Genomic DNA, 25,713 nt, shown 5'->3' with positions numbered 1-25,713 from the left:
CAGCCTCAATGTGGGGTCGCCAGCTCAAGCGCTGGCTTGGGCCGGTGGAAGATCTTCTCAAGGTACAAGTATATGACCGGCGTGGTGAACAGCGTCAGCGCCTGGCTCACCAGCAGGCCACCCACCACGGCAATGCCCAGCGGTTGGCGCAGCTCCGCACCCGGGCCGGAACCCAGCATCAACGGCACCGCGCCGAGCAATGCGGCCAGGGTCGTCATGATGATCGGCCGAAACCGCGTGACGCACGCTTCATAAATCGCCTCTTGCGGTGCCAGCCCGCGCACGCGCTGGGCTTCCAGGGCGAAGTCGATCATCAGGATGCCGTTTTTCTTGACGATACCGATCAGCAACACCAGGCCGATCAACGCCATGATCGAAAAATCCTGGCCCAGCAGCCACAGCATGATCAGCGCGCCCAGGCCCGCCGAGGGCAAGGTGGAGATGATCGTCAACGGGTGCACGAAGCTCTCATACAGCACCCCCAGGATAATGTAGACCGCCACCAGCGCCGCGAGGATCAGCCAGGGTTGGCTGGCCAGCGAACTCTGGAATGCCTGGGCCGCGCCCTGGAACGTCCCGATCAAGGTTGCGGGCATGCCGATTTCATTCTTGGCCTGGTTGAGCATGATCACCGCATCCCCCAGTGCGACGCCGGGCGCCAGGTTGAACGACAGGTTGGCGGCCGGGAACATGCCGTCATGGCTGATGGACAATGGCCCGACGCTGGGCGGGTCGACCTTGGCCAGGGCCGACAGAGGCACCATCTCGTTGGTCAGCGGCGAGCGCAGGTAAAAGTAGTTCAGGCTTTCGGCCTTGCCGCGCTGCTGGCTGTCCAGTTCCAGTACCACCTGGTATTGATTGATCTCGGTCTGGAATTCGTTGATCTGGCGCTGGCCGAAGGCGTCGTACAGTGCCTGGTCGACATCGGTGGCGGTCAGGCCGAAGCGTGCGGCGGCCTGGCGGTCGATGCTGATGTGGGTGATGCTGCCACCCAGTTGCAGGTCGTTGGACAGGTCGCGAAAGGCCGGGTTGGCGCGCAGTTTTTCGGTGAGGCGCTGGGTCCAGGTGTTGAGCGTCGGGCCGTCGTTGCTCTTGAGGACATATTGATACTGGGCACGGCTGGGGCCGGAGCTGAGGTTGATGTCCTGGCCGGCGCGCAGGTACAGCACGATGCCCGGCACTTTCGCCAACTGGGGGCGCAGGCGATCGATGAACTGGCTGGCGGACACATCGCGATCACCGCGGTCTTTCAAGGCGATCCAGAAGCGACCGTTGGCAATGGTCTGGTTGCTGCCGGTCACGCCTACCGAATGGGAAAACGCTTCCACGGCGGGGTCAGCCTTGATGATCTCGGCCAGGGCCTTGTGTTTGGCGACCATGTCCGGGTAAGACACGTCGGCTGCGGCTTCGCTGGTCCCCAGTACAAAACCGGTGTCCTGCACCGGGAAGAAGCCCTTGGGGATAAACACATAACCGACCACGGCCAGGGCCAGGGTCACCAGAAAGATCGCCGCCATGCTGCGTTGATGGGCCAGCGCGCGGCGCAGGTTGCGCGCATAGCCGGCCAGCAGGCGTTCGCTGAAGCCGGGTTTATCGGAGGCCTGGTGGGGCGGCGCACGCATGAACAGCGCGGCCAGGGTGGGCGCCAGTGTCAGCGAAACCACCACCGAAATCAGAATGGTCGAGGTGGCCGTCAGCGCAAACTCCTTGAACAGCCGTCCGACCACGCCGCCCATGAACAGCAGCGGGATAAACGCCGCCACCAGCGAGAAGCTGATGGACACGACGGTAAAGCCAATCTCGCCGGAACCCTTGATCGCCGCTTCACGTTTGTCGAGACCCGCTTCCAGATGGCGGTGAATGTTCTCCACCACCACGATAGCGTCGTCCACGACGAAACCGACCGCGATCACGATCGCCACCAGGGTGAGGTTGTTGAGGCTGAAGCCCAGCACATACATCAGCGCGAAACTGGCGACCAGCGACACGCCAAGCACGCTGGACACAATCAGCGTCGCCGACAACTGGCGCAGAAACAGTGCCATCACCGCCACCACCAGGAGGATGGCGATCAACAGCGTCACTTCCACTTCATGCAGGGACGCGCGGATGGTCTTGGTGCGGTCGCTCAACACACTGACGTTGACCGAAGCCGGCAACATGCCTTCCAGGCGCGGCAGCGCGGCCTGGATACGGTCCACGGTCTCGACGATGTTGGCGCCCGGCTGGCGTGAAATCACCAGGTTGACGCCTGGGGTATCGCCTGACCAGGCCTGCACGTAGGCGTTTTCCGAACCATTGATGACTTTGGCGATGTCACGCAGTTGAACCGGTGCACCGTTCTTGTAGGAAACGATCAGTTGGCCGTATTCGTCCGGGTGAAACAGCTGGTCGTTGGTCGACAGTGTCGACACGCTGTTCTCCCCGTAGATCGCGCCCTTGGCCAGGTTCAGGCTCGACTGCTGGATGGCCAGGCGCACGTCCGCGAGGGTCAGGCCGATGGCCGCGAGTTTGTCCGGCGAGGCCTGCACGCGAATCGCCGGGCGCTGCTGTCCGGTGATGTTGATCTGGCCGACGCCGTCGATCTGACTGATCTGGCGGGCCAGTAGGGTTTCCACGTAGTCGCTCAGTTCGGTGCTGGGCATGCTGTCGGCGCTGACGCTGAGGATCAGTACCGGGCTGTCTGCCGGGTTGACCTTTTTCCAGGTCGGCAGGCTCGGCATGTCCCTGGGCAGTTTGCCGGACGCGGTGTTGATCGCCGCCTGGACTTCCTGTGCCGCGGTGTCGATGCTTTTGTTCAGGGTGAATTGCAGCGTCAGCAGGCTTGAGCCCAAGGCGCTGCTGGAGGTCATCTGGGTCACGCCGGGAATGGCGCTGAATTGCACCTCCAAGGGCGTTGCAACCGACGAGGCCATGGTGTCCGGGCTGGCTCCGGGCAGGGTAGCGGTGACCTGGATCGTCGGAAACTCCGCTTCCGGCAGTGGGGCGACGGCCAGGCGTGGGAAGGCAATCAGCCCCAGCAACACCAGGGCGAAGGTCAGCAGCAGGGTGGCAACCGGATTGTCGACGCACCACGCGGAAGGCGAACGGCTGCCGCTCATGGTTGCACCTGAGGGGCAACGGTCTGGATCACCTGGGGCGGTTCCTTGAGCACCTCCACCCGGGCTCCGGCCTTGAGCCGCGACTGACCATCGCTGACCAGCACGTCCCCGGCCTGTACCCCCTTGATGATGTTGAGGTCGCTGTTCTGGTAGACCACTTGCACCGGTACCACTTCAACCTTGTCACCGCTGATCCGGTACACGAAGTGCGAGTCCAGGCCGCGTTGCACCACGGTCGGCGGTAACACCAAGGCGTTTTTGTCCATGGCGGTCTGGATCTTGAGGGTCACCAGTTGCCCCGGCCACAGGCGCTGGGCGGCGTTGTTGAACTCGGCTTTGGCGCGCAGGGTGCCGGTGGTGGAGTTGATCTGGTTGTCGATCAGGCTCAAATGGCCTTCGGCGAGCAGGTCGCCGGTCTGGCCGTCGGTGTCGGCGCCCATGTAGACATCGACGTTGGCCTGGGTCGGCGCGGCGATCAAGCCTTGCAGGGTCGGCAGCATTTGCTGTGGCAGGGAAAATTCGACGGCAATCGGGTCGATCTGCGTGACGGAGAACAGACCCTGGGTATCACTCATACGCAGGAAGTTACCCTCATCCACGGTGCGAATACCGACGCGGCCGCTGACTGGCGAGCGTATCTGCGTATAGGAAAGTTGCACCTGAGCCGAGTCGATAGCGGCCTGGTTCCCCTGGGCCGTAGCCTTGAGCTGATTGACCAAGGCTTGTTGCTGGTCGTAGGTCTGCTTGGATACGCCGTCGTCAACGCTCAACGCCTTGTAGCGCTTGAGGTTGACCAACGCCACCTGCAACTGGGCCTGGCTTTCTCCCAACTGTGCCCTGGCCTGGTCGAGGCTGGCGCGGATCGAGCGGTCGTCGAGGGTTGCCAGCAGGTCGCCGGCCTTGACCCACTGGCCTTCCTTGACCAGCAACCTGGTCAGGATGCCGTCGATTTGCGGGCGAATCACCACACTGTGCAGCGACAGCACCGAACCGATACCACTGACGAAACGCGGGACATCCTGTTGTGCAACGCTCACCACGCGCACCGGAATGGCAGCCGGTGCAGCCAGTTTGGTCTTGGCTGGGCGGGTCAATGCCCAGGCTGCAACCGCCAGCACCAAAAGGACGCCCACCAGCAGGGCCGTGTTTCGTTTTATTTGCATAGGTGAGGCGCCAGGGCAAAGGATCGTAAGAATGAATGAACCTTTATAGCTCGCCGACCCGGTCAGCAAAGTGACCGCTGTCTGACGGCGCTGTCAGTTAAGGTCCGACCATTCGTACGACAATAGATAAAGATACGAGGGCCGCAGGTATACTGCGCGCCAGTGTGGCCTGCAAGCCGGTCCCTCTCCATTTTTTGCCCGCTCCGGAGCTTTCATGACTTCCCCGACCCAACCCGCTGTTGAAGCGACCGACCTCGTTGATACGGCCAATGCCGACGGCGTTGAAAAAGCCGAGATCCCGGCTTTCAAGTTCCCTTTCAAGCCGGGTGAACTGGCCGGGGCCAAGAATGCCGGCCAGCCTTGGTACAAGGGCGGTGTCAAGAACGGTCATACCAAGACGCCAGGTATGGCGCCACCCGGTACTCGCCGTTCCATGGGTAAACGTTAAGAGTAAAAATTCGCGGGCAATACCGATCATTGCCTACGGCAATAGCTGAAATTTCGTATTGTCGGCCCGCAGACCTTTCTTGAAAGCTTGCACGGTATCCGCTTCGCTCCGGCTGTTTTTGCCGGAGCGCAGGTGAGATGAGCCTGGCTTTTCCGGAAAGGATATCCCCCTGATGCTGAAACAGCTCTGTGTTGCGTTTGCCGTATTACTGCTGCTCGTCATGTTCAGCACTGCCACTGCCAGTGATCCACCCAGACACGAAATCCGTTTTGCCGTCGCCGCGCATTTTCCCCCGTTTCAAAGCCGCAATCAGCAAGGCCAACTGGTGGGGCTGAATATCGAATTGGGCAACGCCCTGTGCGTGCAGCTCAATGTGCGTTGTACCTGGGTCGACCAGGTGGTTGTGGAAAACTTCCCAGCCCTTGAAGCCCGGCAATTCGATGCGATCATGGGCATGGCGCCGACATCGGCCCGGCGCCAGTGGGTGAACTTCACGGATGATCTCTACCCGATCACCACCCGCCTGGTGGCCCGTAGATCATCGGGTCTGACTCCGGATCGGCGATCGCTCAAGGGCAAGCGTGTCGGCGTCCTGGTGAAAAGTAACCGTGAAGCCTTTGCCCTCTCGCAGTGGGCGCCGGCAGGGGTGACCATCAAGAGTTTCTGGCTCAATGACCAGCTGGTTCGCAGCCTGGTCGCGGGCGATATCGATGCGACGTTGCAAGGTACCGTCGAAATCCGTGAAGCGCTGCTCGACACACCCGACGGCCTGGGCTTCGACTTCCTCGGCCCCGTCGTCTCGTCGCAACTATTGGGTAACAGCGTGGCGATTGCGGTGCGTAAGCCCGATACGGCGTTACGCAGTGAACTCAACCGTGCGCTCGAACAACTGATGCAGAACGGCGAGTACCGACGCATCCTGCACTCTTACCCTGTTAACGGGCTGCATGCCTGTCCATGATCGCCCGTTTCCCCAGGGTCAGGCGGCGCGCAAGGAGATGAATGCATAGTTGGCAGGCACTTCGGTAACGATTTGTGCCCCGGCATCCAGCACCTGTTCGGCGATATCCATCCCGGACACATGAAACACCCACTCATGGGCCGCATACGGCTGATCAACCGCCAGCTCGATCGCCTGGGTAAAGGCGTGCATGTCCGGTAAGTAGGCCGTAAAACCGTCACCCTTCAGCGCTGTGGTGCGGATGCCGAGTAAGGCGCACACCGCCTCTTTGGTCTGTACATCATCACGGTCAGCCTGGCGTGAGCGACGAATCAGCTCCGCCAACGCAGGGTCCGTCAGCTCACCCCCGACGATCAGGGCCGGCCCTTGTTCCCAGGATTCCGGTGGGCAATCCTTGGCCGCCGGGTTCAGCGGAATATGCGGGTTGATTTCCATCGGGTAGATCCGACACACCAGCGGGCGCCGCTCGTAGATGCCGCAGCGGTTGTCTTCGTCAAGATTCCGGCAGCGCCCGGCGTTGTAGGCGGCAAAGGTGATTGCCACTAATGCCTCGGTATTGCCGCTGGGCACTTTTACCGAACGGCGCTCGGCGTGTTCGCGCTGCTGCTGCGGCACCCCCAGGCCACTGGCCAGGAAACCTTCTACAAGAACGATCACATTACCGCCATCCGCCGCCCATTGCCGGGCTTCGTCGAGGGTCAGGGGGACGTGGTGGTCGGTGCAGCACTTGCCGCAACCTACGCAGGAAAAATGAGTGTTCATGGGCAAGTTCTGTCACCAGGCAAGGTCAGAGGGCACGCAGGAACGGTGACGGGTTTTTTACCTCTATCCACCATTCGGGCTCTCTTGAAGCAAGTTACACGCCAGTGCCTGTCAGTCCTCTATCACTACATCGCGTAGGACAAATCTCATGCCTGCGCTTTCATAGAGCTGCCGCGCGCGCAGGTTGCTCTCCAGCACCTTGAGGTCCACATAGGGTTCGCCGCGTTGCTTGAACACTGCAAAGGCCTGCAGCAACAACGCACGCCCCAGCCCCTGACCTTGGGCGCAGGGGTGAATCGAGAGGTTCTTGATAAAGGCGCTGGTCCAGCATTGAGCCACGCCGAGCACGCCGTCAGCGTTACAGGCCACCAGGCACAGCGTCGGGTCGAACTCGGCATCCGTGATGAATTGATGTTGCCATTGCTCCAGGCTGGGCACGCGACCGCCACCCTGGTCCTGGGTCAGGCGCAAGACTGAATGGATGGTTGGGGCCAGTTCGGCGCGGTAATGATCCAGCTCAATACCCGCCGGCCACTGTGGCGCGGGCAGGCTGCCCGTCAGGTCACGGCGCAGCAGCTGGAAGTATTCCCGCATGCCTCACAGACCTTTTTGCGCCACGCTCTGGGCGGCGACCACCAGGCATTTGGTCAGGTCTGGCGAGGAGAACTTGGTCAGCACCGCGTTGGCCCCGGCCAAGCGCGCTTTCTCGCTGTTCATCGCGCTGTCCAGGGAGGTATGCAGCAGCACATAAAGGTCCTGGAAGTCCGGAGTTTCGCGCAAGGTGCGGGTGAGGGCGTAACCGTCCATTTCAGACATCTCGATGTCCGACACCAGCACGTTGATCTGCGCGTCAGTGCCTTGCAGCTCCAGCAGCACATCAATCGCTTCCTTGGCGCTGCGGGCGGTGTGGCAGGTCAAGCCGAGGTTGCGCAGGGTATGTACCGACTGTTGCAAGGCGACCTGGCTGTCATCCACCACCAGGATGCGGGCATGGCCGAGGACTTCGGCTTCTTCCATGGTCAGGTCGGTCGGCGCCGCTTCAATCGGGGCCGGGGCGATGCCGTGGATGACTTTCTCGATATCCAGCACTTGCACCAACCCGCCTTCCACCTGGGTAACCCCGGTGATAAAGGCACGGTTGCCACCGGAGCCATAGGGCGGTGGGCGGATATCGGTGGTCAGGCAGTGCACGATCTTGCTCACCGCCTGCACATGCAGGCCCTGCTTGGAGCGGCTGACATCGGTGACGATCAGGCAGCCGCCGTCGGGGTCTTGCAGGGGCATTTCCCCCAGGGCGCGGCTCAGGTCGATCACCGACAGCGAAGCGCCGCGCAAGGTGGCGATGCCTTTGACGTGGGGGTGCGACTCCGGCAGCCGGGTCAACGGCGGGCAGGGGATGATTTCACTGACTTTCAGCAGGTTGATCGCCATCAGCTTGCCGCTGCGCAAGGTAAAGAGCAGAAGCGAGAGTGAGTCTGCGCGGGCTTTGGTGGTGGACATAAAAACCTTCTGTGGATCAGGGAGTGTGATCTGTAGCAGGTTATCGACTTGGGGGAGCCAGGCTTTAACCGGATTTTGTTGCGGGCCGGCTCCCCCCACCTTGGATCTGTATCAGCCCTTCCACACTTGTGGGTTCACCAAATCCTGCGGACGCTGCCCCAGCAAGGCGCTGCGCAGGTTATCCAAGGCACGGTTGGCCATGGCTTCGCGGGTTTCATGGGTCGCCGAGCCGATGTGCGGCAGCGTCACGGCATTGCTCAGTTGGAACAACGGCGACTCGGCCAATGGCTCCTGTTCATACACATCCAGACCGGCACCGCGAATTTGCCGGTTTTGCAGGGCCTCGATCAGCGCCGGTTCATCGACGACAGGCCCACGGGAAATATTGATCAGGATCGCGCTGGACTTCATCAGCCCCAGCTCGCGGGTGCTGATCAGGTGGCGGGTCTTTTCGCTCAACGGCACCACCAGGCACACGAAGTCGGCTTCGGCCAGCAATTGGTCCAGGCTACGGAACTGCGCGCCCAGCTCCTGCTCCAGCGCCGTCTTGCGACTATTGCCGCTGTACAGGATCGGCATATTGAAACCCAGGCGACCGCGTCGGGCCACCGCTGCGCCAATATTACCCATGCCCACGATACCGAGGGTCTTGCCGTGCACATCGCAGCCGAACAACGGTGCGCCGACGCTGGCTTTCCACTGGCCGGCCTTGGTCCAGGCATCCAGCTCGGCCACGCGGCGCGCGCTGCTCATCAGCAGGGCGAAGGCCAGGTCGGCGGTGCTTTCGGTGAGTACATCGGGGGTATTGGTGAGCATGATCCCGCGCTCGTTGAAGTAGGGCAGGTCATAGTTGTCGTAGCCCACCGAGACACTGGACACGACTTCCAGCTTGCTCGCCGCTTCGAGTTGCGCACGGCCCAGCTTGCGGCCCACGCCAATCAGGCCGTGGGCATGGGGCAGGGCGTCATTGAATTGAGCGTTGATGTCGCCGCGCTTGGGGTCGGGCACGATCACCTCGAACTCCTGTTGCAGGCGTTCGATCATGGGCGGGGTGATACGGCTGAAGGCAAGGACAGTCTTTTTCATTGCAGGCGGGCTCATCGACTACGGAAGAATGCCAAGCACGCTAACATTTATCCCCTCAACGCAACACCACTACAAAGTCGCGAGGCGAACGCCGCTGCTCAGCTCATACGCGGCCAGCTCCGCCTGGTGCGCCGCCAGGATCTCCGGCAACGACCCGCGCAGGTATTCCACCCAGGTCTTGATCTTCGCATCCAGGTATTGGCGCGAAGGGTAGATGGCGTACAGGTTCAGCTCTTGCGAGCGGTAGGTCGGCATGACCCGGACCAATGTGCCGTTGCGCAGGCCTTCGATGGCGGCGTACACCGGCAGCAGACCGACGCCCATGCCGCTGGTGATGGCGGTTTTCATCGCATCGGCCGAATTCACCAGGAACGGCGAGGTGTTGATCGCCACGCTTTCCTGGCCTTCAGGGCCATTGAAGGTCCATTTATCCAGTTGGATCACCGGGCTGACCAGGCGCAGGCAGGCATGGTTGAGCAAGTCCTGTGGGCGCTGCGCGCAACCCTTGGCCTTGACGTAGTCCGGCGAGGCACACGCAATGCTGTAGGTGATGCCCAGGCGTTGGGATACAAAACCCGAATCCGGCAGCTCGCTGGCCAGTACGATCGATACGTCGTAACCCTCGTCGAGCAGGTCCGGCACACGGTTGGCCAGGGTCAGGTCGAAGGTCACGTCGGGGTGGGTACGCCGGTAGCGGGCAATCGCGTCGATCACGAAATGCTGGCCGATGCCGGTCATGGTGTGCACTTTCAGTTGCCCGGCGGGGCGCGCATGCGCATCACTGGCCTCGGCCTCGGCTTCCTCGACATAGGCGAGGATCTGCTCGCAACGCAGCAAATAGCGTTTGCCGGCTTCGGTCAGCGCGATGCGGCGGGTGGTGCGGTTCAACAAGCGGGTTTGCAGATGGGCCTCGAGGTTGGAGACCGCGCGCGACACATTGGCCGTGGTGGTATCCAGCTGCGCGGCGGCGGCGGTAAAGCTGCCGGCTTCGGCGACGCAACTGAACGCGCGCATGTTTTGCAAAGTGTCCATGGAGTGTTCTCAGGGGAGATGACAAATTGTGACAGAAAGTTACGCCGACCAGTGATCCCTACCAATGGATTATCGCCTGAACGGTAACAAAGATTCACAGGAATACCAGCTTATCGTCCTGCATGCCGCCGCCTAGAATTGCGCCACCTTCCCCGCACCACCACCTCAGGAATTCGCTTGCCGTGCCGTGCCGCATCAGCAGAGAGCTGAAGACTCTCAGTGTTTGGGCTTTATCGTTAGCAATCAGCGGCTGCATCGGAACCGGAGGCATTGCCCCACAAGGCCAGGTCCTCAACGCCAATACCCTGGCCACCGACGAAGCCATCCAGAACGCCGTCCAGGACGCCCACTGGCCCACCGCCCAGTGGTGGCAAGCCTACAACGACCCGCAACTGAACCGCTGGGTTGAACGTGCCACGCAAAACAGCCCGAGCATGGCCATGGCCGCCGCGCGGGTGCGTGAGGCGCGGGCCATGGCCGGGGTGGCCGAGTCGGCCGAGTCGTTGCAGGTCAACAGCGACACCACTCTCAAGCGCCACAACTGGCCCAAGGACCAGTTTTACGGTCCTGGCGAGTTGAGTGGCGCGAACACCTGGGACAACAGTTCCACGCTCGGCCTGAGCTATGCGCTCGACCTGTGGGGCCGTGAAAGCAATACCACGGAACGCGCTGTCGACCTGGCCCACATGAGCGCCGCCGAGGCGCGCCAGGCCCAACTCGAATTGCAGAACAACGTCGTGCGCGCCTATATCCAGCTGTCGCTGCATTACGCCAGCCGCGATATTGTCGCCGCCACCCTGGCCCAGCAAGAGCAGATCCTGGAGCTTGCCAACAAGCGCCTGAACGCGGGGATCGGCACCCACTTCGACGTCAGCCAGGCCGAAACCCCATTGCCGGAAACCCATCGCCAACTGGACGCCCTGGACGAAGAAATCGCCCTGAGCCGTAACCAGTTGGCGGCGTTGGCCGGCAAAGGCCCGGGGGAGGGCGCGATGTTGCAGCGCCCGACGCTGTCCCTCGCCGCCCCGTTGAAACTGCCGTCCAGCCTGCCCGCGCAATTGCTCGGCCAGCGCCCCGACGTGGTCGCCAGCCGCTGGCAGGTCGCCGCCCAGGCCCGGGGTATCGATGTCGCCCATGCCGGTTTCTACCCCAACGTGGATCTGGTCGGCAGCCTCGGCTACATGGCCACCGGTGGCACCGCGCTGGGCTTCCTCAGTGGGCAGAAATTCAACTACACCGTCGGCCCGGCGATCACCTTGCCGATTTTCGACGGTGGCCGCCTGCGCGGGCAATTGGGTGAGGCGAGTGCCGGTTATGACATCGCCGTGGCCAAGTACAACCAGACCCTGGTCAACGCGCTCAAAAGCATCAGCGACCAGTTGATCCGCCGCGAGTCCATGGACAAGCAGGCGGCTTTCGCCGCGCAGTCGGTGGCGTCGGCCCGGAAAACCTATGACATTGCGATGATCGCCTACCAGCGCGGCCTCACGGATTACCTCAACGTGTTGAATGCCCAGACCTTGCTGTTCCGCCAGCAACAGATCGAGCAACAGGTTCAGGCCGCACGCTTGAGCGCTCACGCCGAACTGGTGACCGCCCTGGGTGGCGGCCTCGGGGCCGGCAGCGATGTGCCGCAACCGGCCAAGACCCTCCCGAGCAAGACCCCGGCGGCGCTCGCCGTGTTTGACCACTGAGTAGCCTGTGATGACTCCTTTGCCTGCACCGCTGCGCTGGCTGCACTCCCTTGAGTGGCGCCGTGGTTTCTTCGACTGGGCGCGCAGCGACGGCGTGACCTGGGTCTACATCTTCAAGGTGCTGATCGCTGCGTTCCTCACCTTGTGGCTGGCCATGCGCCTGGAACTGCCGCAACCGCGCACGGCAATGATCACGGTTTTCATCGTGATGCAGCCGCAAAGCGGGCAGGTGTTCGCCAAGAGCTTCTACCGTTTCCTCGGCACCCTGGCGGGCTCGGCGGTGATGGTCTTGCTGATCGCCCTGTTTGCGCAGAACACCGAACTGTTCCTCGGCGCGCTGGCGATCTGGGTCGGCCTGTGTACTGCCGGTGCGACGCGTAACCGCAACTTTCGCGCCTATGGGTTCGTGTTGGCGGGCTACACGGCGGCGATGGTCGGCTTGCCGGCCCTGGCCCACCCGGATGGCGCGTTCTTGGCGGCGGTATGGCGCGTATTGGAAATCTCCCTGGGAATCCTGTGTTCCACGCTGGTCAGCGCGGCGTTCCTGCCGCAGACCTCCAGCGCGGCAATGCGCAATGCCCTGTACCAACGCTTCGGCGTGTTTGCCTTGTTCGTGACCGATGGCCTGCGTGGGCGCAGCCAGCGCGAAGGCTTCGAGGCCAGCAACGTGCGTTTTATCGCCGAAGCCGTGGGCCTGGAAGGGCTGCGCAGCGTCACCGTGTTCGAAGACCCGCATATGCGGCGGCGCAATGGGCGCCTCAGCCGCCTCAACAGCGAGTTCATGAGCATCACCACGCGCTTTAACGCCTTGCACCAATTGCTGGAGCGGCTGCGCACCGATGAGGCTGATCACGTCGTCGCGGCGATCAAGCCCGGTTTGCAAGACCTGGCCGAAGTGCTCGACGGTTTTTCCGGCCGTGCCCTCACCAGCCCCGACGCCGCACGGCTGGCCAACCAACTCAGCGCCTACAAGGAAGGCTTGCCGACCACGGTGCGCAGCCTGCGTGCGGCCTTCCAGGAGGGCGAACCCACCGAGGCTGAGCAACTGGATTTCCACACCGCCTACGAGTTGCTTTACCGCTTCGTCGATGACTTGCACAACTACGCGTTGACCCACGCGTCCCTGGCCGACCACAGCCACGCACGGGAAGACTGGGACGAGCCCTATACGCCAAAGACCAACTGGCTGGCCTGCGCCGCTTCCGGGATCCGTGCGTCGTTCATCCTGATCGTACTCGGCAGTTACTGGGTGGCCACCGCCTGGCCAAGCGGCGCAACCATGACCTTGATCGCCGCCGCCACGGTCGGGCTGTCTGCGGCGACGCCCAACCCCAAGCGCATGGCGTTCCAGATGGCCTGCGGCACCTTGATCGGTGCGCTGGTGGGCTTCGTCGAAATGTTTTTCGTATTCCCGTGGATCGACGGTTTCCCGCTGCTGTGCGTGATGCTCGCCCCCGTCATCATCTGCGGTGCGTTTCTCGCTTCACGCCCGCAATACGCCGGCGTAGGCGTGGGCCTGCTGATCTTTTTCAGCACCGGCTCGGTGCCGGATAACCTCACGATCTACAACCCCTACAGCTTCATCAACGACTACATCGCGATGGTCATCGGCATGCTGGTGTGCGCGGCGGCGGGGGCGATCATTCTGCCGCCCAACAGTCGCTGGCTGTGGCGTCGCCTGGAGCAGGACCTGCGTGAACAGGTGGTGTATGCGATCAGCGGCAAGCTCAAGGGCCTCGCGTCGAGCTTCGAAAGCCGCACCCGCGACCTGCTGCACCAGGCCTACGGCCTGGCGGTCGGCCAGCCGCAGGTGCAGCGCGACCTGCTGCGCTGGATGTTCGTGGTGCTGGAAGTCGGCCACGCGATCATCGAGTTGCGCAAGGAACAGGCGATCCTGCCGGTGCACCCGGCGTATGCCGAATCCCAGCCGTGGCGCCAGGCGATCCGCGTGATGGGCCGTTCATTGGTGCGACTGTTCCTGCAACCCAGCGCGAGCAACCTGGAGCGCGGCCTGATCGCGGTCGACCACGCCATCAGCCGCGTGCAGGCCACCGACGAACCTTTCGCCCCGCACTTCGACACCTCGGCCCTGCGCCGGGTGAAAAGCTATCTGCACTTTATCCGCACCTCGCTGCTGGACCCGCAATCACCACTGGCGGCCCTCAAGGGCGCCACGCAAGGAGCCACGCATGCCCCGTGAAATCGCGTTCCACGGCCTCTACATGCCGACCATGACCCTGATGTTCCTGATCGCGGCGGGGCTGGCCTGGGGTGTGGACCGCTTCCTGGCCGGGTTCGACCTGTACCGTTTTTTCTGGCATCCGGCGTTGCTGCGCCTGAGCCTGTTCGTTTGCCTGTTCGGCGCCCTGGCGCTGACCGTCTACCGTTGAGAATGCCCCGATGAAAAAGTTTTTCAGTCTGCTTGCGACCTTGCTGGTGCTGGCCCTGGCCATCTGGATTGGCCGCACGCTGTGGGTGCACTACATGCAAACCCCGTGGACTCGCGACGGCCGTGTGCGCGCCGATATCATCAACGTCGCCGCCGACGTGACCGGCGAAGTGGTGGACGTGCCGGTGCGTGACAACCAACTGGTGAAAAAGGGCGACCTGCTGATGCAGATTGACCCCGAGCATTACCGCATCGCGGTCAAACAGGCGCAATCGCTGGTGGCCTCGCGTAAAGCCACCTGGGAAATGCGCAAGGTCAATGCCCACCGCCGTGCCGACCTCGACGCCCTGGTGATCTCCAAGGAAAACCGTGACGACGCCAGCAACATTGCCGACTCGGCATTGGCCGATTACCAGCATTCACTGGCGCAACTGGAAGCTGCCGAACTCAACTTGAAGCGCACTCAAGTGGTCGCGGCCGTCGACGGTTATGTGACCAACCTCAACGTGCATCGGGGCGACTATGCGCGCATCGGCGAAGCCAAGATGGCCGTGGTGGATATGAACTCGTTCTGGGTCTATGGCTTCTTCGAGGAAACCAAGTTGCCCCACGTCAACGTCGGCGACCCAGCCGATATGCAACTGATGAGCGGCGAGACCCTCAAGGGGCACGTGGAAAGCATCTCACGTGGCATCTACGATCGTGACAACCCTGAAAGCCGTGAGCTGGTGGCGGATGTGAACCCGACCTTCAACTGGGTGCGATTGGCCCAGCGGGTGCCGGTGCGCATTCATATCGATGAGGTGCCCGAAGGCGTGCTGCTGGCGGCAGGCATCACCTGCACGGTGATCGTCAACCCGACGACCCGTTGAGCAGGCTGCGTTGCGCGGCCCGCCCATGCACACACCTACGGCCCGAACCGCACCAGCATGCGTTGACCGACCCGCAGTGACGCCGGCGGGGGCTGGTCGAACGCCAGGATACATTCGACCGTACGCATGTTGGCCCGCACCTGGGCGTCGTCTTCAAGGGTGCTGTTGCCCAGTACCGCACTGATGCGCACCACATGCGCAGACAACGGTACCGAACCATTGCCGCTGTCATCCGTCACTTCGGCCCGCATGCCGGGGGTGACCACGCCGGCAAATGACTCATTCAGCTCGGCACGTACGATACGCGGCTGGTTCGGTAGCAATACGAAGGCCGCACCGGACTGCGCGGAGACCGCCGCGCCGGGCTGGATCAGGCGACGGACCACTTCGGCATCGATGGGAGCGCGGAGGCTGCGCCGGGTCAGTTCGTAGCGTGCGGCGTTGAGCTTTCTCGTCGCGATGTCGGCTTGCACCTTATTGGTTTCGCTCTCGTCACGTAGCCGCTCGACCGCTTCATGGGCCTCATCGGCACTTTGCTGGTCGCCGGCGCCTGCTCCGGCGGCCAATGTCAGGCGCTTGGCCTTCTGTTCGGCGAACTTGAGCTGCCTGGCCAGTTGTTTGGCTTGCACCTGCACCTGTTGTTGCCCGGTCAGTGCAGCACCCACCGCCAGTTGTTGCAGCTCGCTGTCCAGGGTGGCGAGCAGTTGGCCTTTTTTGACCTGCTCGCCTTCTTTCACCTTGATCTCATTAACCACTGCGTCGGAAGTGAAGCCGAGCTTGAGCAGGCCGCCTTCCACGTCAATGCGGCCACGGGCGACCGCCAGGTAGCTGGGGGCCGATGCGGCGGGGTTTGCCGGTTGATCTTCACGGGAGCAACCCGCGAGCAACAACAGTGCGCTACTCAGAACCAGCCATGGGCGAAGCGAACGCGAGTTCATACAAAATGTTCCTGGGCACCGGCCAGCTTGGCGGGTGGGAAAGGTTGGGAGTGATCGTTCAGGATGCGGCCGTCTTCAATGCTCAGCACCCGGTCGGAACTGCTGATCAGGCGTGGGTCGTGGCTGACACACAGCACCGTGGTCCCGTGTGTGCGTGCGATCCTGTGCAAAATGTCGATCACGATATGGCCGTTGGCGGCGTCGAGCGCACTGGTGGGTTCGTCGGCGAACAGCAGTTCGGGCTCTTTGGCCACGGCACGGGCGATGGCGACACGTTGCTTTTCGCCACCGGACAATTCGGCCGGGCGCAGCTTCATGCGCGCACCGAGCCCGACTTCTTCCAGGGCCGCGATGGCGCGCTGGCGTACTTCTTTGTGGGGCAGGCCCAGGTAGCTCAACGGCAGTTCGACCTGTTGCAGTGCGGTCAGGGCCGGGAACAGGTTGAAACCCTGGAACACAAAGCCGGTGTGCTTGAGGCGAAAACGCTCGAGTGCCTGGTTGTCCAGGCTTGCCAGGTCTTGCCCCAACGCGGTGGCGCTGCCCTGGTCGGGGCGTTGCAAACCACTGAGGATCGCCAGCAACGTACTTTTGCCGCAACCGGACGGGCCTGAGATCAGGGTCAGTTCCCCTGGCCGTATCGCCAGGGAAATGTCGTGCAGCACAGGCGTCACGATCCGGCCCGAGGTAAACGACTTGCTGATACCACGGGCTTGAAGCGTGATGGCGGTTGCCGATGTCGAGAGGCTCATGGGCAGTTATCTCAGAAGGCTTGCCGGGTCGGCGTGGCGTAAGGTGCGGATGGCCGCGAGGCCCGACACCAGTGCCAGGATCATGCTCAGCAGCACGCACGCCAGAGCCGCGCCGGACGAAAGTTGCAACGGCACGTTGTAGTGCGCCGCCATGACAAAGAACAGCCCCGCCAGCACCGAACTGCCGAGCAGCCCCAGCGCCCCGACCCAGAACGCCTGTTCCATTACCACTTTGCGCAGGGCATTGACCCCCACGCCAAGGGCATTCAGGGTTGCGTACTCGCGGATCGAACCGACGATGGCGGCCACCAGCGTCTGGCTGGTGATCACGGCGCCGACCAGAAAGACAATGCCTGCCAGAAACAACACGCCTGCACCGGCGCCCGTGTCGAACATCCAGTACATCTGCGAACGCTGGGCGAACTGCTGGGCGGTCCAGACTGCGTAGTTGCCGAACCCGGCACCGCCGCCCAGGCGCGCGGCAACGGCTTCGGCCTGGCTTGGGTCGCGCACTTTGGCGACCAGGTACGTCATGCGGTCCGCCGTGGCGGTGGCGTCGAGTTGTTGCGCCGTGGAAAGCGATGCCAGCACGTTGACCCCGCCCAGCGCACGCAGGCCGCTGGTGACGCCGACCACATGCACGCGCTGGCCGTTGATGATTGCGCTATCCCCCAGCTTGACGCCCAGGCTGTCCAGGTCGGCGCGGTCCACGATCACGGCGCCGGGCTCATCCAGGCGGGCACGCAGCAGGGGTGGCAAGGTCCGTTCAAACATCAGGCCCTGGGGCCCGGCATCAATGCCGCAGACGTAGACCGACACGCCACCGGTATCGCGTGCACCGCGCCAATCGGCATCCACCCAGCGGAACGACTCCACCCGCTGGATATCGGCATCCATGCGCAGGCGCATTTCTACATCGGCATTGATCGGCCGCCCGAGGTTGACGCTTTGCGTGCCGGGATAACCAACCCAAAGGTCTGCCGTGGAGCCGGTGATATACACACTGGCACTGCCGAAGATGCCCAGTACCAGGGCCGTCTGGAGCAACTGCAGCAAACCTGCAAAGCCTACCGCGATGATCGCGGGCAGGAAGCGGCGCCACTCATGCACCAGTGTCAAACGGGCAAGCGCCACCATCAGTCAGCATCCTTAAGCGTGGTCGCCGGTAACGGCGCGCCACCGAGCGCCTTGTAAAGCGCGACGTAGGCGACATCCCTTTGGGTGGTCGCGTTGTCGGCCTGTTGCTTGGCGCGCAGCGTTTCGACCTGGGCGCCCGTCAGTTCCAGCGGGCTCATCAAACCCAGGTGGACGCGCTGTTGCGCCGCTTCCAGGCGGCTACGTGTCGCGGCATAGACCTGTTTGGCCGACTGCTCGCGCAGACGCAGTTGCTCAAGGTCGCCCAAGGCAATTTCGGCTTCGGCAACGCCTTGCAGTACCGCTTGCCGATACGCCAGCACGGCGGCCTTCATCTGGTGATTCCTGGATTTGGCGGCGGCGGCCCGCTGGCCCCAGTCGAACAGCGGGATACTGATCCCGGGCCCGGCCGAGAAAATGCTGTTGCCGCTGGGCGTGTGCTTGCGATTGCTGGCAATGTTCAGCGACCACTGCAACGACGTGCCCAGGCTCAGGTGCGGGTACATTTCGGCACGGCTCAACCCGAGTTCACCGGCGGCGATCAACACCTCGGCCTCGGCGCCGGCAATTTCCGGACGTGTGCGCAACAGGTCCGCCGGCAGGCCGTTGACTTGCCGTTGGCCAAGTGTGGGAGCGGAGCCGGGTTGCAGCCAACCCGCGTCGGGTTCCGGTTGCCCGGTCAGTAGAGCCAATTGTTGCGCATGGCTGTTGATCAGTTGCCGTGGCTCGGTCAGCAGCATCTCCGTCTGCGCCAGTTCAGCCTCGGCGCCGGCCACATCGCCCTGAGGCGCCAGTGTGAGTTGCTGACGTACCTGCAACAGTTGCAGCTTTTCATGCTGGGTGTCGCGCACGCTCAGCAGCGCGCGTTCTGCCTGTTGCGCCGAGCGCAGTTCGATCCATTGGCGCACAACCTCAGCCACCAGCGACACCTGCACGCTGCGCAAGTCGGCAACTATGCGCGCCTCGTTACCCTGGGCCACGCGGTCGGCGCTTTGTCCGGCACCAAACAACGGCAGTTCCCACTGCGCGTCAAAGCCGATCAGGAAGTAAGACGTGCTGGTATCAGGGCTGATCGCATCGTGAGTCTTGATCCCCAGCGAGGGCAGATACGGCGATTGCGCATGTTGGCGCAATACCCGTGCGGCCCGCAGGCGCTCGACGGCGGCGGCGACATCCAGATTGTTTTGCAGGGCTCGCGCCACCAGCGCATCCAGCTTGGGGTCATTGAATGCGCGCCACCACTGGTTCAGGTCGGGGGCCAGCGGCGACCCGGGAGGCGGCGCGTTGCGCCACGCTTCGGGTGGGGTGGGTTTCAAGGCCGGCAAGGGGGCGACTGAACAGCCGGTCGTGACCATCAACAGCAGTGACAGTGAGCATAGCGTCCGGCAAGAGCGCGAAAGGTTAAAAGGCTTGATTGGTTTCACCCAGAAGCTTCCAGGACTGTTTTAGAGGATCGATGCGGACTTCGATCAACGACCAGCCGGATAGGGGCGAGGTGTTTGTTGAGTCAGGAATCAGGGCGCAACTTTACGCAAAGCGCCCGTTCAGGGTTGTAGCAAAATTGTATTGCTCTGTAATGAATGACCCTGGAGTCACGCCTGGCAGTAGGTTTCATGCAGGTGCCGCCATAGCAGCGCACCGCTGGCCTGCTTCTCGAACACCACGGTGGCCCGCCGATCCGTCCGGGTACCGCTGTCATCGATCTGAAGCTCGCGGTAAGTGACTGTCGCACCGTTGGCGTGTTGATCAATCCCGGTCATTTCGCTCAGGGTGATTTTCAACCCTGGACGCATGCCACCCAGGCGCGTGAACAGCGCATTGACCCCGGCCGCATTCACCCTGGCGCCGGTGGCGGGTGCCACCATGCTGAATTCGGGCGAGAAGCGCGCCAGCAGGCTCTGCAATGTTCCTTCAGGCGCCACTCCGGCAAACCATTGCTCGATCTGGATGTGGGTGTGGATCACTTCGTCGAAAAAAATACGGTAATCATTCATGGCTGTCGCTCACTGGCAGGATGAAGCAGTGCGCGGACTCTGGACGTATCCAGGCGTGACACTGCGAAGACGGGCAGCACGGTCAGGGCTGCGGCTATCGTGAAGGTTGTCGCGAAAGAATCCAAGGCCGACAACAGCGCACTGAGCGCCGCGGCGCCAAGGCAGAAGCTGATTTGCCGGTTGATGTTCCACAAGGCGCTGGCATGACCCATATGGGCGGCGGGAATATCCAGAAACGCCAGGGTTTGTGCGGTGCTGCTACACAGGCTGCCACCCAGGCCCATCAATACATAGGCAACAATAATCACGCTGGGTTCGGGGTTGTTCAGCAAGAGAATGCCGCCGCATTGCAGGGCCATTCCCATCAGCAACAAGGGTTTGGGGCCGCAACGATTGAACAGTTTTTTGCTGAGGAAAATGGCCAGCGCCGACGCCAGCGCCCACGGCAACATCAGTGCGCCAGTGCGTGTTGCGTCATAACCCAGGCTGCGCAAATAGAGAATGGCGATCAGGCTGGTACCGATAAACACGCCGGGAATGAACAGATAAACCAGCATTGCCACCCGCAGCATCGGGCTGCCGGCTTGTTTGAAAATACTGCCGATGTCCAGCGCCGGGCGCACGGCGGTCGGCACGTCAGGTTTTATCCACAGCATGGTCAGCAACCCGGTGACCAGCGCCAGCGGCAGGTTGGCATAGAAGATCCAGCGCCACGACACGCTGTCGACGATCAGCCCGCCCAGCGCCGGCGACAGTGCCGGCACCAGCAACGCCACCGACATCACCCGCGCCGTCAGTTGGCTGCGCTCCGCTGCCGGAAATTGCCGATAAGCCATCGCTTGCCCCACCGGAATCAGCAGCCCGCCACCCAAGCCTTGCAACGCACGCCAGCCAATCAGCGCTTCGATCGAGCTTGCCTGGCCGGCCATCACCGAAGCCCCGGCGAACAACAGCAGGCTGCTGGCAATCAACGTGCGCTCGCCCAGGCTCGCCGCCAGCCACACACTCAATGGAATGATCAAAGTGAGGCCGAGCATGTAGGCGTTGCTGACCCACGCCAGTTGCGTCACCGAAGCCTGTAACTGGCGGGCGATATCCGGGTAGGCGACGGTAGCGACAAACATGTTCACCAGGTCCAGGGCGAAGCCCAGCAAAAAGATCCAGGCGACTTTCGAGCGGTAGGTCATGAACGTGATCCTGCGAGTGAAGCGGGCAGGGTAGGCCACATGTTCACTTTGGAATACATCGGTTTGCCTGCTAGTTTGTCAAAAATATTTTGACAAGTGAGGGGGGTTGCCCATGGTCAGCCTGGACCGATTCGACACCTTCAAAGCCGTGGTAGAAGCCGGCTCGCTCAGCGCGGCCGCCGACCTGTTGGGCCAGACCCGTGCCGTGGTCAGTTTCAACCTCAAGCGCCTGGAGGCCGAACTGGGCGTTACCTTGCTCACTCGCAATACCCGGCAACTGGCGCTGACGGACGCCGGCGAGCGCTTCTATCAGCGCTGCACGCGGGTGCTGCTGGAAGCGCAACTGGCGATCGAGGATGCCCGTTCGGAACACGCCCAGCTCAAGGGCACGCTGCGCATCACCACGACCGTGGACTATGCGCTGGCCGTGGTGGCCCCGGCGGTCGAGGCGTTCCGTCGACTGCACCCGGACTTGCATATTCACTTGTCCACATCGTCCACCCATGCCGATTTGATTTCGGAACGTTTTGACGTGGCGATCCGGCTGGGGCGCCTTGCGGACTCCAATCACCGCGCCGTGCAGCTGTCGACCTACGAGGTATTGGCGGTTGCAGCACCAGCGTTTGCCGGGGTTCGAACCCTGGACGAGTTGGAGCGTTTGCCCAAGCTGGGGCATGGCCGCCTGACCGAGTTGAACGTGACCGGCCCGACCGGTGACCCGCATTCCTATCGCATCGGCCCGGCGGCACTGGTCGCCGACAGTGCCGCCGTGCTCCAGGCCTTTGCCGTGCGCGGCCACGGTGTCGCGGTGCTGCCGCAGTGGCTGGTGCAAGACGATCTGCGGTCGGGGCGCTTGGTGTGCCTGTTGCCGGACCATCGCTTTGCCCCGCAAGGGGTTTATGCGATGTATCCGGATACGCGGCATTTGCCGCAGAAGGTGCGGGCGTTTATTGATTTTATGAAAGGCTAGAGCGTCCGCGTCAGCCCGAAGCGTTTCATCAGGATTTTCTCCAGCAGCGCCTTGGGCAACAACGCGGCCATCAACGGCAACGCCCGGCTGCCGTTGCCCGAACGCAACAAGCGTGGTGGTTCGTTCTGTTGCACCGCCTTGAGCACATCCGCCGCGAATACATCGGCGGGGGTCGGCTTGTCCTGGGAGGCCTGGCTGCGCGCTCGAATGCCCTCGCGCAGCGGCCACCACGGCGATTGTTCGTTGATCAACAGCTCTGCCTGGGCGCCGGCATTTTTGGCGAAACGGGTGTTGATCGCTCCCGGTTGGACTTCCATCACCCGCACACCAAACGGCGCCAACTCCATGCGCAGTGCATCGCTCAAGGCATGCACGGCGGCTTTGGATGCGCAGTACGCACCGGCAAAGGGGGTCACCAACACGCCCGATACGCTGCCGATATTCACCACCAGGCCTTGGCGACGGCGCAGGGCGGGAAACAGCGCCTGGGTCACGCCGACGATGGAAAAAACGTTGGTTTCGAACTGGCGTTGCAGGCCGTCGGTGCCGCCATCGAGCAAGGGGCCCATGGCGCCATAACCGGCGTTGTTCACCAGCACATCCAATTCGCCCAGTTGTTCGGCCAGGCGCTGCAAGGCGGCACTGTCGTTGACGTCCAACGGCACGGCATTGAAGCCGGCCGCGGCCAGGCTGGTCACATCGTCCTGGCGACGGGCGCTGGCCCACACCTCGTAGCCTGCGCCTTTGAACGCGTCGGCGAGGGCGCGGCCAATGCCGCTGGAGCAACCGGTGATGAGTACATTAGGCATGATCAGTCCTTTGTCAGTCCGAGAAACTGCCTTGCAGATGCTCGGCGCGAAATTCCAGGGTTTGCGGGCGGTAGCCGGGGCGTAGCGGCGGCGTGGGCAGGCAGTCTTCCCAGATCTCACCAGCCTGCAGTTCGCCGGGGCCGCGATAGCGTGGGGCGGCGTAGACGTTGTCGGCCAGGTTGACCGTGTCGCCGGGTGCATAGGCGGCCACGCGCCAGCGCAGTTCGGTCAGGGGTACGTCGTTGGTGTTCTTCAGGGTCAGCTTCAACGGGCGGTCAGCCTGGCAGTCTTGTGGCGCATAACTGATACGAAGCTCCAGGCGCGCCAATTGCGACGCTTCGCGATTATCCAACCACACCACCCAGATCGCCACGCACCCCAGGCCGACAGCGGCGGCGAGGGAGACCGGCAGCGCCTTGGCGGGGTAGCGCAGCAGCAGGATCAGCCAGGTGATGATCAGGAGAACGCCGAAGAACATGGAGACCACCTCGAATAGGGAACGAGCATCCTAACTTAAGCTTAGGCGGGTTTGGGTTGCTTGAGTGCGATGTTGCCTGGGCTGATGTCATCGGGAGCAAGCCCCCTCCCACACTTGAATGTGTTCACAAATCAAAATGTGGGAGGGGGCTTGCTCCCGATGGGGACCGCAAGGCCCCAAAGAAAAAGCCCCCGCCCAACCGGCTGCGGATAGGGGACGCAGTCGGCTGGGCGAGGGCTTCTTGTACGACTGTTTTACTGCGCGATAGTTTTCACCGAAACACCTCGTTCAACCGGCGTCGAGCGTCCGTAGATATCTTCGAACCGCTCGATATCGTCCTCGCCCAGGTAGCTGCCCGACTGCACTTCGATGATTTCCAGCGGGATCTTGCCCGGGTTGCGCAGGCGGTGCACCGAGGCAATCGGGATGTAGGTGGACTGGTTCTCGCACAGCAGGAACACGTTCTCGTCACAGGTGACTTCAGCGGTGCCGCTGACCACGATCCAGTGCTCGGCGCGGTGGTGGTGCATTTGCAGCGACAGGCAGGCCCCCGGCTTCACCGAGATGTGCTTGACCTGGAAGCGTCCGCCCATGTCCACCGAGTCGTAGGAGCCCCACGGACGATAGACTTCGCAGTGGTTCTGGGTTTCGCTGCGGCCTTGCTCATTGAGGGTGTTGACCATCTGCTTGACGCCCTGGACCTTGTCCTTGTGGGCAATCATCATCGCGTCCTTGGTTTCCACCACCACGATGTTATCGAGGCCGATCACCGACACCAGTTTGCCGTTGCCATGCACCATGCAGTTGCGGCTGTCCTGGATCACCACGTCGCCTTTGCTCACGTTACCGTTGGCGTCTTTATCGTTGACCGCCCACAGCGAGGCCCAGCAACCCACGTCGCTCCAGCCGGCGCTCAGCGGCACGACGCAGGCGCGTTGGGTTTTTTCCATCACGGCGTAGTCGATGGAATTGTCCGGGCAGCAGGCGAAGGTGGCTTCGTCGAACGTCACGGTGTCGGCATCCTGCTCACTGCGCTCGAGGGTCAGTACGCAGGTGTCGTAGATGTCCGGGTCGTGCTTTTTCAGTTCTTCGAGGAAACGGCTGGCGCGGAACAGGAACATGCCGCTGTTCCAGAAGTAACCGCCGCTTTTGACAAACTCCACGGCCCGTTTTTCATCGGGTTTTTCCACGAACTGTTGCACGCGGCTCACACCCTCAGGCAGCAGCGAGTCGTTGGTGGACTTGATATAGCCGTAGCCGGTTTCCGGGCGGGTCGCCGGTACACCGAACAGCACCATCTCGCCCCGCTCGGCGGCCACGGTCGCCAGGGCCAGGGCGCGTTGCAGGGCTTTCTGGTCATCGATGACGTGGTCGGCCGGCAGCACCAGCATCAGTTCGTCACGGCCTTCATTGACCAGCATCATCGCAGTCAAGGCCACGGCCGGTGCGGTATTGCGCCCGAACGGCTCCATCAGGATGCGCTGGCTTTCCAGGTTGCGGGCGTTGAGTTGCTCATTGACGATGAAGCGGTGCTCTTTGTTGCAGACCACGATGGGGGTGTCCATGCCTTCGAACACCAGGCGTTCCAGGGTTTGCTGGAACAGCGTGTGTTCGCCGGTCAGGGCCAGGAATTGCTTGGGGAACTGTTTACGCGAAAGCGGCCAAAGACGTGAGCCGCTACCACCGGAAAGGATTACTGGGATCATGGGGTTTCTCCTTGAATCGATATGGGTCAGAGCCTGTGGGAGGGGGCTTGCTCCCACAGGGAATCGTCAAATTGAAAAGCTAATCAGCGGGTCGACACCGGGCGCTTGACCCAGACTGGCGACAGGCTCGAACCCGAGCCGGTGACATACAGCACCGCCGCTTCACCACGTTCCAACGCAACCGGCTTCACATCGCCGACTTTCTTGTCTCCGTCATACAACGCCAGGCTGACTTTCACCGGGTTGATCTCACGCTCGCCACGGCCTTTGGCGGCCACCGACTGGACCACGTCGGTCTTGCCGTCGGCGGTTTTCAGGGTCAGGGCCTTGTCGCTGAGGTTCTGCACGCGTACCAGGGATTTCTGCTTGTTCTTGAACGGTGGTTCTTCGATCAATTGCGGCTGGCCGCTACTGCTGTTGACCAAGGTGTAGTAGTGGTCCGGGGCGAGTTTGACCGGCACGGTCTGGCTGCCGACCTTGGCGCTGTAGTCACCGCCGGGCATGAAGCTGAAGTCGCTGCTGGAAAGTGGTGCGACATCGCTCAGGTTGGTGGCGCCGACGGTGGCGCTGACCTCTTGGTTGGACGCGTTGTAGATACGTACGAAGCTCGAGCCTTTTGGCGCGGTCGGGCCGTAAAGCGCTGCGTCTCCACCGGCAAAGGCGGACATCGAGACGATGCTCATACCGGCAGCCAGGGCCAGGGTCTTGGCGAGACGACGAGGAGTAGTAGTGAAAGTCAT

The 25,713-nt window shown here is 62.4% G+C and carries 24 protein-coding genes; 7 read left to right on the top strand and 17 right to left on the bottom strand.

Annotated features, from left to right (window positions below):
- Window positions 1-5: 5 nt before the first annotated feature.
- Both MJP36_RS25210 and MJP36_RS25205 read right to left on the bottom strand, forming a co-directional pair.
- Window positions 6-3,101: a multidrug efflux RND transporter permease subunit gene (locus MJP36_RS25210; RefSeq protein WP_244384297.1), complete on the bottom strand. Its 3,096-nt coding sequence runs from the start codon at window positions 3,099-3,101 to the stop codon at window positions 6-8.
- Window positions 3,098-4,264 carry an efflux RND transporter periplasmic adaptor subunit gene (locus MJP36_RS25205; protein WP_244384296.1) on the bottom strand — a complete coding sequence of 389 codons (1,167 nt, stop codon included), beginning with the start codon at window positions 4,262-4,264 and terminating at the stop codon, window positions 3,098-3,100. Before MJP36_RS25205 ends, MJP36_RS25210 begins: the two co-directional genes overlap by 4 nt.
- Window positions 4,265-4,478: 214 nt before the next feature.
- Between MJP36_RS25205 and MJP36_RS25200 the strand changes: the two genes are divergently transcribed.
- Entirely contained in the window at window positions 4,479-4,712 is a 234-nt protein-coding gene (locus tag MJP36_RS25200; protein WP_060753898.1) for a hypothetical protein, read from the top strand.
- Between the two features lie 172 nt (window positions 4,713-4,884).
- The gene (locus MJP36_RS25195) at window positions 4,885-5,673 is read left to right on the top strand and encodes a transporter substrate-binding domain-containing protein (protein WP_060753897.1); all 789 of its coding nucleotides are present in this window, start codon (window positions 4,885-4,887) and stop codon (window positions 5,671-5,673) included.
- A gap of 18 nt (window positions 5,674-5,691) precedes the next feature.
- On the opposite strand, the gene MJP36_RS25190 is transcribed toward MJP36_RS25195, so the two are convergent.
- The 5 genes from MJP36_RS25190 to MJP36_RS25170 form a co-directional block, all read right to left on the bottom strand.
- Window positions 5,692-6,435 (bottom strand): YkgJ family cysteine cluster protein, encoded by a 744-nt coding sequence (locus MJP36_RS25190; protein WP_104995552.1) that lies wholly within the window; start codon window positions 6,433-6,435, stop codon window positions 5,692-5,694.
- 111 nt (window positions 6,436-6,546) lie between these two features.
- Window positions 6,547-7,029, bottom strand: coding sequence for a GNAT family N-acetyltransferase (locus MJP36_RS25185; protein ID WP_244384294.1), 483 nt, complete (start codon window positions 7,027-7,029; stop codon window positions 6,547-6,549).
- Window positions 7,030-7,032: 3 nt separating this feature from the next.
- Window positions 7,033-7,935 (bottom strand): chemotaxis protein, encoded by a 903-nt coding sequence (locus MJP36_RS25180; protein WP_060753894.1) that lies wholly within the window; start codon window positions 7,933-7,935, stop codon window positions 7,033-7,035.
- A 111-nt stretch (window positions 7,936-8,046) separates the two neighbouring features.
- The gene (locus MJP36_RS25175) at window positions 8,047-9,021 is read right to left on the bottom strand and encodes a 2-hydroxyacid dehydrogenase (protein WP_244384292.1); all 975 of its coding nucleotides are present in this window, start codon (window positions 9,019-9,021) and stop codon (window positions 8,047-8,049) included.
- A gap of 69 nt (window positions 9,022-9,090) precedes the next feature.
- Entirely contained in the window at window positions 9,091-10,053 is a 963-nt protein-coding gene (locus tag MJP36_RS25170) for a LysR family transcriptional regulator (protein ID WP_060753892.1), read from the bottom strand.
- Window positions 10,054-10,235: 182 nt separating this feature from the next.
- On the opposite strand from MJP36_RS25170, the gene MJP36_RS25165 reads away from it, so the two are divergent.
- From MJP36_RS25165 to MJP36_RS25150, 4 genes are read left to right on the top strand one after another with little or no spacing between them, the layout of a single operon-like run.
- Window positions 10,236-11,747 (top strand): efflux transporter outer membrane subunit, encoded by a 1,512-nt coding sequence (locus tag MJP36_RS25165; RefSeq protein ID WP_244384290.1) that lies wholly within the window; start codon window positions 10,236-10,238, stop codon window positions 11,745-11,747.
- A 10-nt stretch (window positions 11,748-11,757) separates the two neighbouring features.
- Entirely contained in the window at window positions 11,758-13,947 is a 2,190-nt protein-coding gene (locus tag MJP36_RS25160; protein ID WP_244384288.1) for an FUSC family protein, read from the top strand.
- Window positions 13,937-14,137, top strand: a complete 201-nt coding sequence (locus MJP36_RS25155; RefSeq protein ID WP_060753889.1) for a DUF1656 domain-containing protein — start codon at window positions 13,937-13,939, stop codon at window positions 14,135-14,137. The genes MJP36_RS25160 and MJP36_RS25155 overlap by 11 nt, the downstream gene beginning before the upstream one ends.
- 10 nt (window positions 14,138-14,147) lie before the next feature.
- Complete coding sequence (locus MJP36_RS25150; protein WP_244384286.1) at window positions 14,148-15,008, top strand: efflux RND transporter periplasmic adaptor subunit; 861 nt, start codon at window positions 14,148-14,150, stop codon at window positions 15,006-15,008.
- Window positions 15,009-15,043: 35 nt separating this feature from the next.
- On the opposite strand, the gene MJP36_RS25145 is transcribed toward MJP36_RS25150, so the two are convergent.
- The 6 genes from MJP36_RS25145 to MJP36_RS25120 all read right to left on the bottom strand — a co-directional run bounded on the left by MJP36_RS25145 (window position 15,044) and on the right by MJP36_RS25120 (window position 21,010).
- Window positions 15,044-15,946, bottom strand: a complete 903-nt coding sequence (locus tag MJP36_RS25145) for an HlyD family secretion protein (RefSeq protein ID WP_244384284.1) — start codon at window positions 15,944-15,946, stop codon at window positions 15,044-15,046.
- The gene (locus MJP36_RS25140; protein WP_060753886.1) at window positions 15,943-16,695 is read right to left on the bottom strand and encodes an ABC transporter ATP-binding protein; all 753 of its coding nucleotides are present in this window, start codon (window positions 16,693-16,695) and stop codon (window positions 15,943-15,945) included. Before MJP36_RS25140 ends, MJP36_RS25145 begins: the two co-directional genes overlap by 4 nt.
- A 6-nt stretch (window positions 16,696-16,701) precedes the next feature.
- Window positions 16,702-17,832 carry an ABC transporter permease gene (locus MJP36_RS25135; protein WP_244384282.1) on the bottom strand — a complete coding sequence of 377 codons (1,131 nt, stop codon included), beginning with the start codon at window positions 17,830-17,832 and terminating at the stop codon, window positions 16,702-16,704.
- Entirely contained in the window at window positions 17,832-19,184 is a 1,353-nt protein-coding gene (locus MJP36_RS25130) for an efflux transporter outer membrane subunit (RefSeq protein ID WP_244385664.1), read from the bottom strand. The genes MJP36_RS25135 and MJP36_RS25130 overlap by 1 nt, the downstream gene beginning before the upstream one ends.
- A 237-nt stretch (window positions 19,185-19,421) precedes the next feature.
- Window positions 19,422-19,823, bottom strand: a complete 402-nt coding sequence (locus tag MJP36_RS25125) for a DUF4440 domain-containing protein (RefSeq protein ID WP_244384280.1) — start codon at window positions 19,821-19,823, stop codon at window positions 19,422-19,424.
- On the bottom strand, window positions 19,820-21,010 hold the full coding sequence (locus MJP36_RS25120) for an MFS transporter (RefSeq protein WP_244384278.1): 1,191 nt from the start codon (window positions 21,008-21,010) through the stop codon (window positions 19,820-19,822). Before MJP36_RS25120 ends, MJP36_RS25125 begins: the two co-directional genes overlap by 4 nt.
- A gap of 112 nt (window positions 21,011-21,122) precedes the next feature.
- On the opposite strand from MJP36_RS25120, the gene MJP36_RS25115 reads away from it, so the two are divergent.
- A complete protein-coding gene (locus tag MJP36_RS25115) occupies window positions 21,123-21,980 on the top strand; it encodes a LysR family transcriptional regulator (RefSeq protein WP_161548239.1) in 858 nt (285 codons plus the stop codon).
- Here the strand turns inward: MJP36_RS25115 and MJP36_RS25110 are convergent.
- From MJP36_RS25110 to MJP36_RS25095, 4 genes are all read right to left on the bottom strand, one after another.
- Window positions 21,977-22,789, bottom strand: coding sequence for an SDR family oxidoreductase (locus tag MJP36_RS25110; protein WP_244384273.1), 813 nt, complete (start codon window positions 22,787-22,789; stop codon window positions 21,977-21,979). The genes MJP36_RS25115 and MJP36_RS25110 overlap by 4 nt on opposite strands.
- Window positions 22,790-22,802: 13 nt before the next feature.
- Window positions 22,803-23,267, bottom strand: coding sequence for a multidrug transporter (locus tag MJP36_RS25105; protein ID WP_205344562.1), 465 nt, complete (start codon window positions 23,265-23,267; stop codon window positions 22,803-22,805).
- Between the two features lie 254 nt (window positions 23,268-23,521).
- Window positions 23,522-24,973, bottom strand: a complete 1,452-nt coding sequence (locus MJP36_RS25100) for a mannose-1-phosphate guanylyltransferase/mannose-6-phosphate isomerase (protein WP_060753878.1) — start codon at window positions 24,971-24,973, stop codon at window positions 23,522-23,524.
- Between the two features lie 83 nt (window positions 24,974-25,056).
- The gene (locus MJP36_RS25095; RefSeq protein ID WP_060753877.1) at window positions 25,057-25,713 is read right to left on the bottom strand and encodes an alginate O-acetyltransferase AlgF; all 657 of its coding nucleotides are present in this window, start codon (window positions 25,711-25,713) and stop codon (window positions 25,057-25,059) included.

The organism is Pseudomonas palleroniana, from assembly GCF_022836895.1.
Lineage (GTDB): Bacteria > Pseudomonadota > Gammaproteobacteria > Pseudomonadales > Pseudomonadaceae > Aquipseudomonas > Aquipseudomonas palleroniana.
This window is presented reverse-complemented; position numbering and strand designations above follow the sequence as displayed.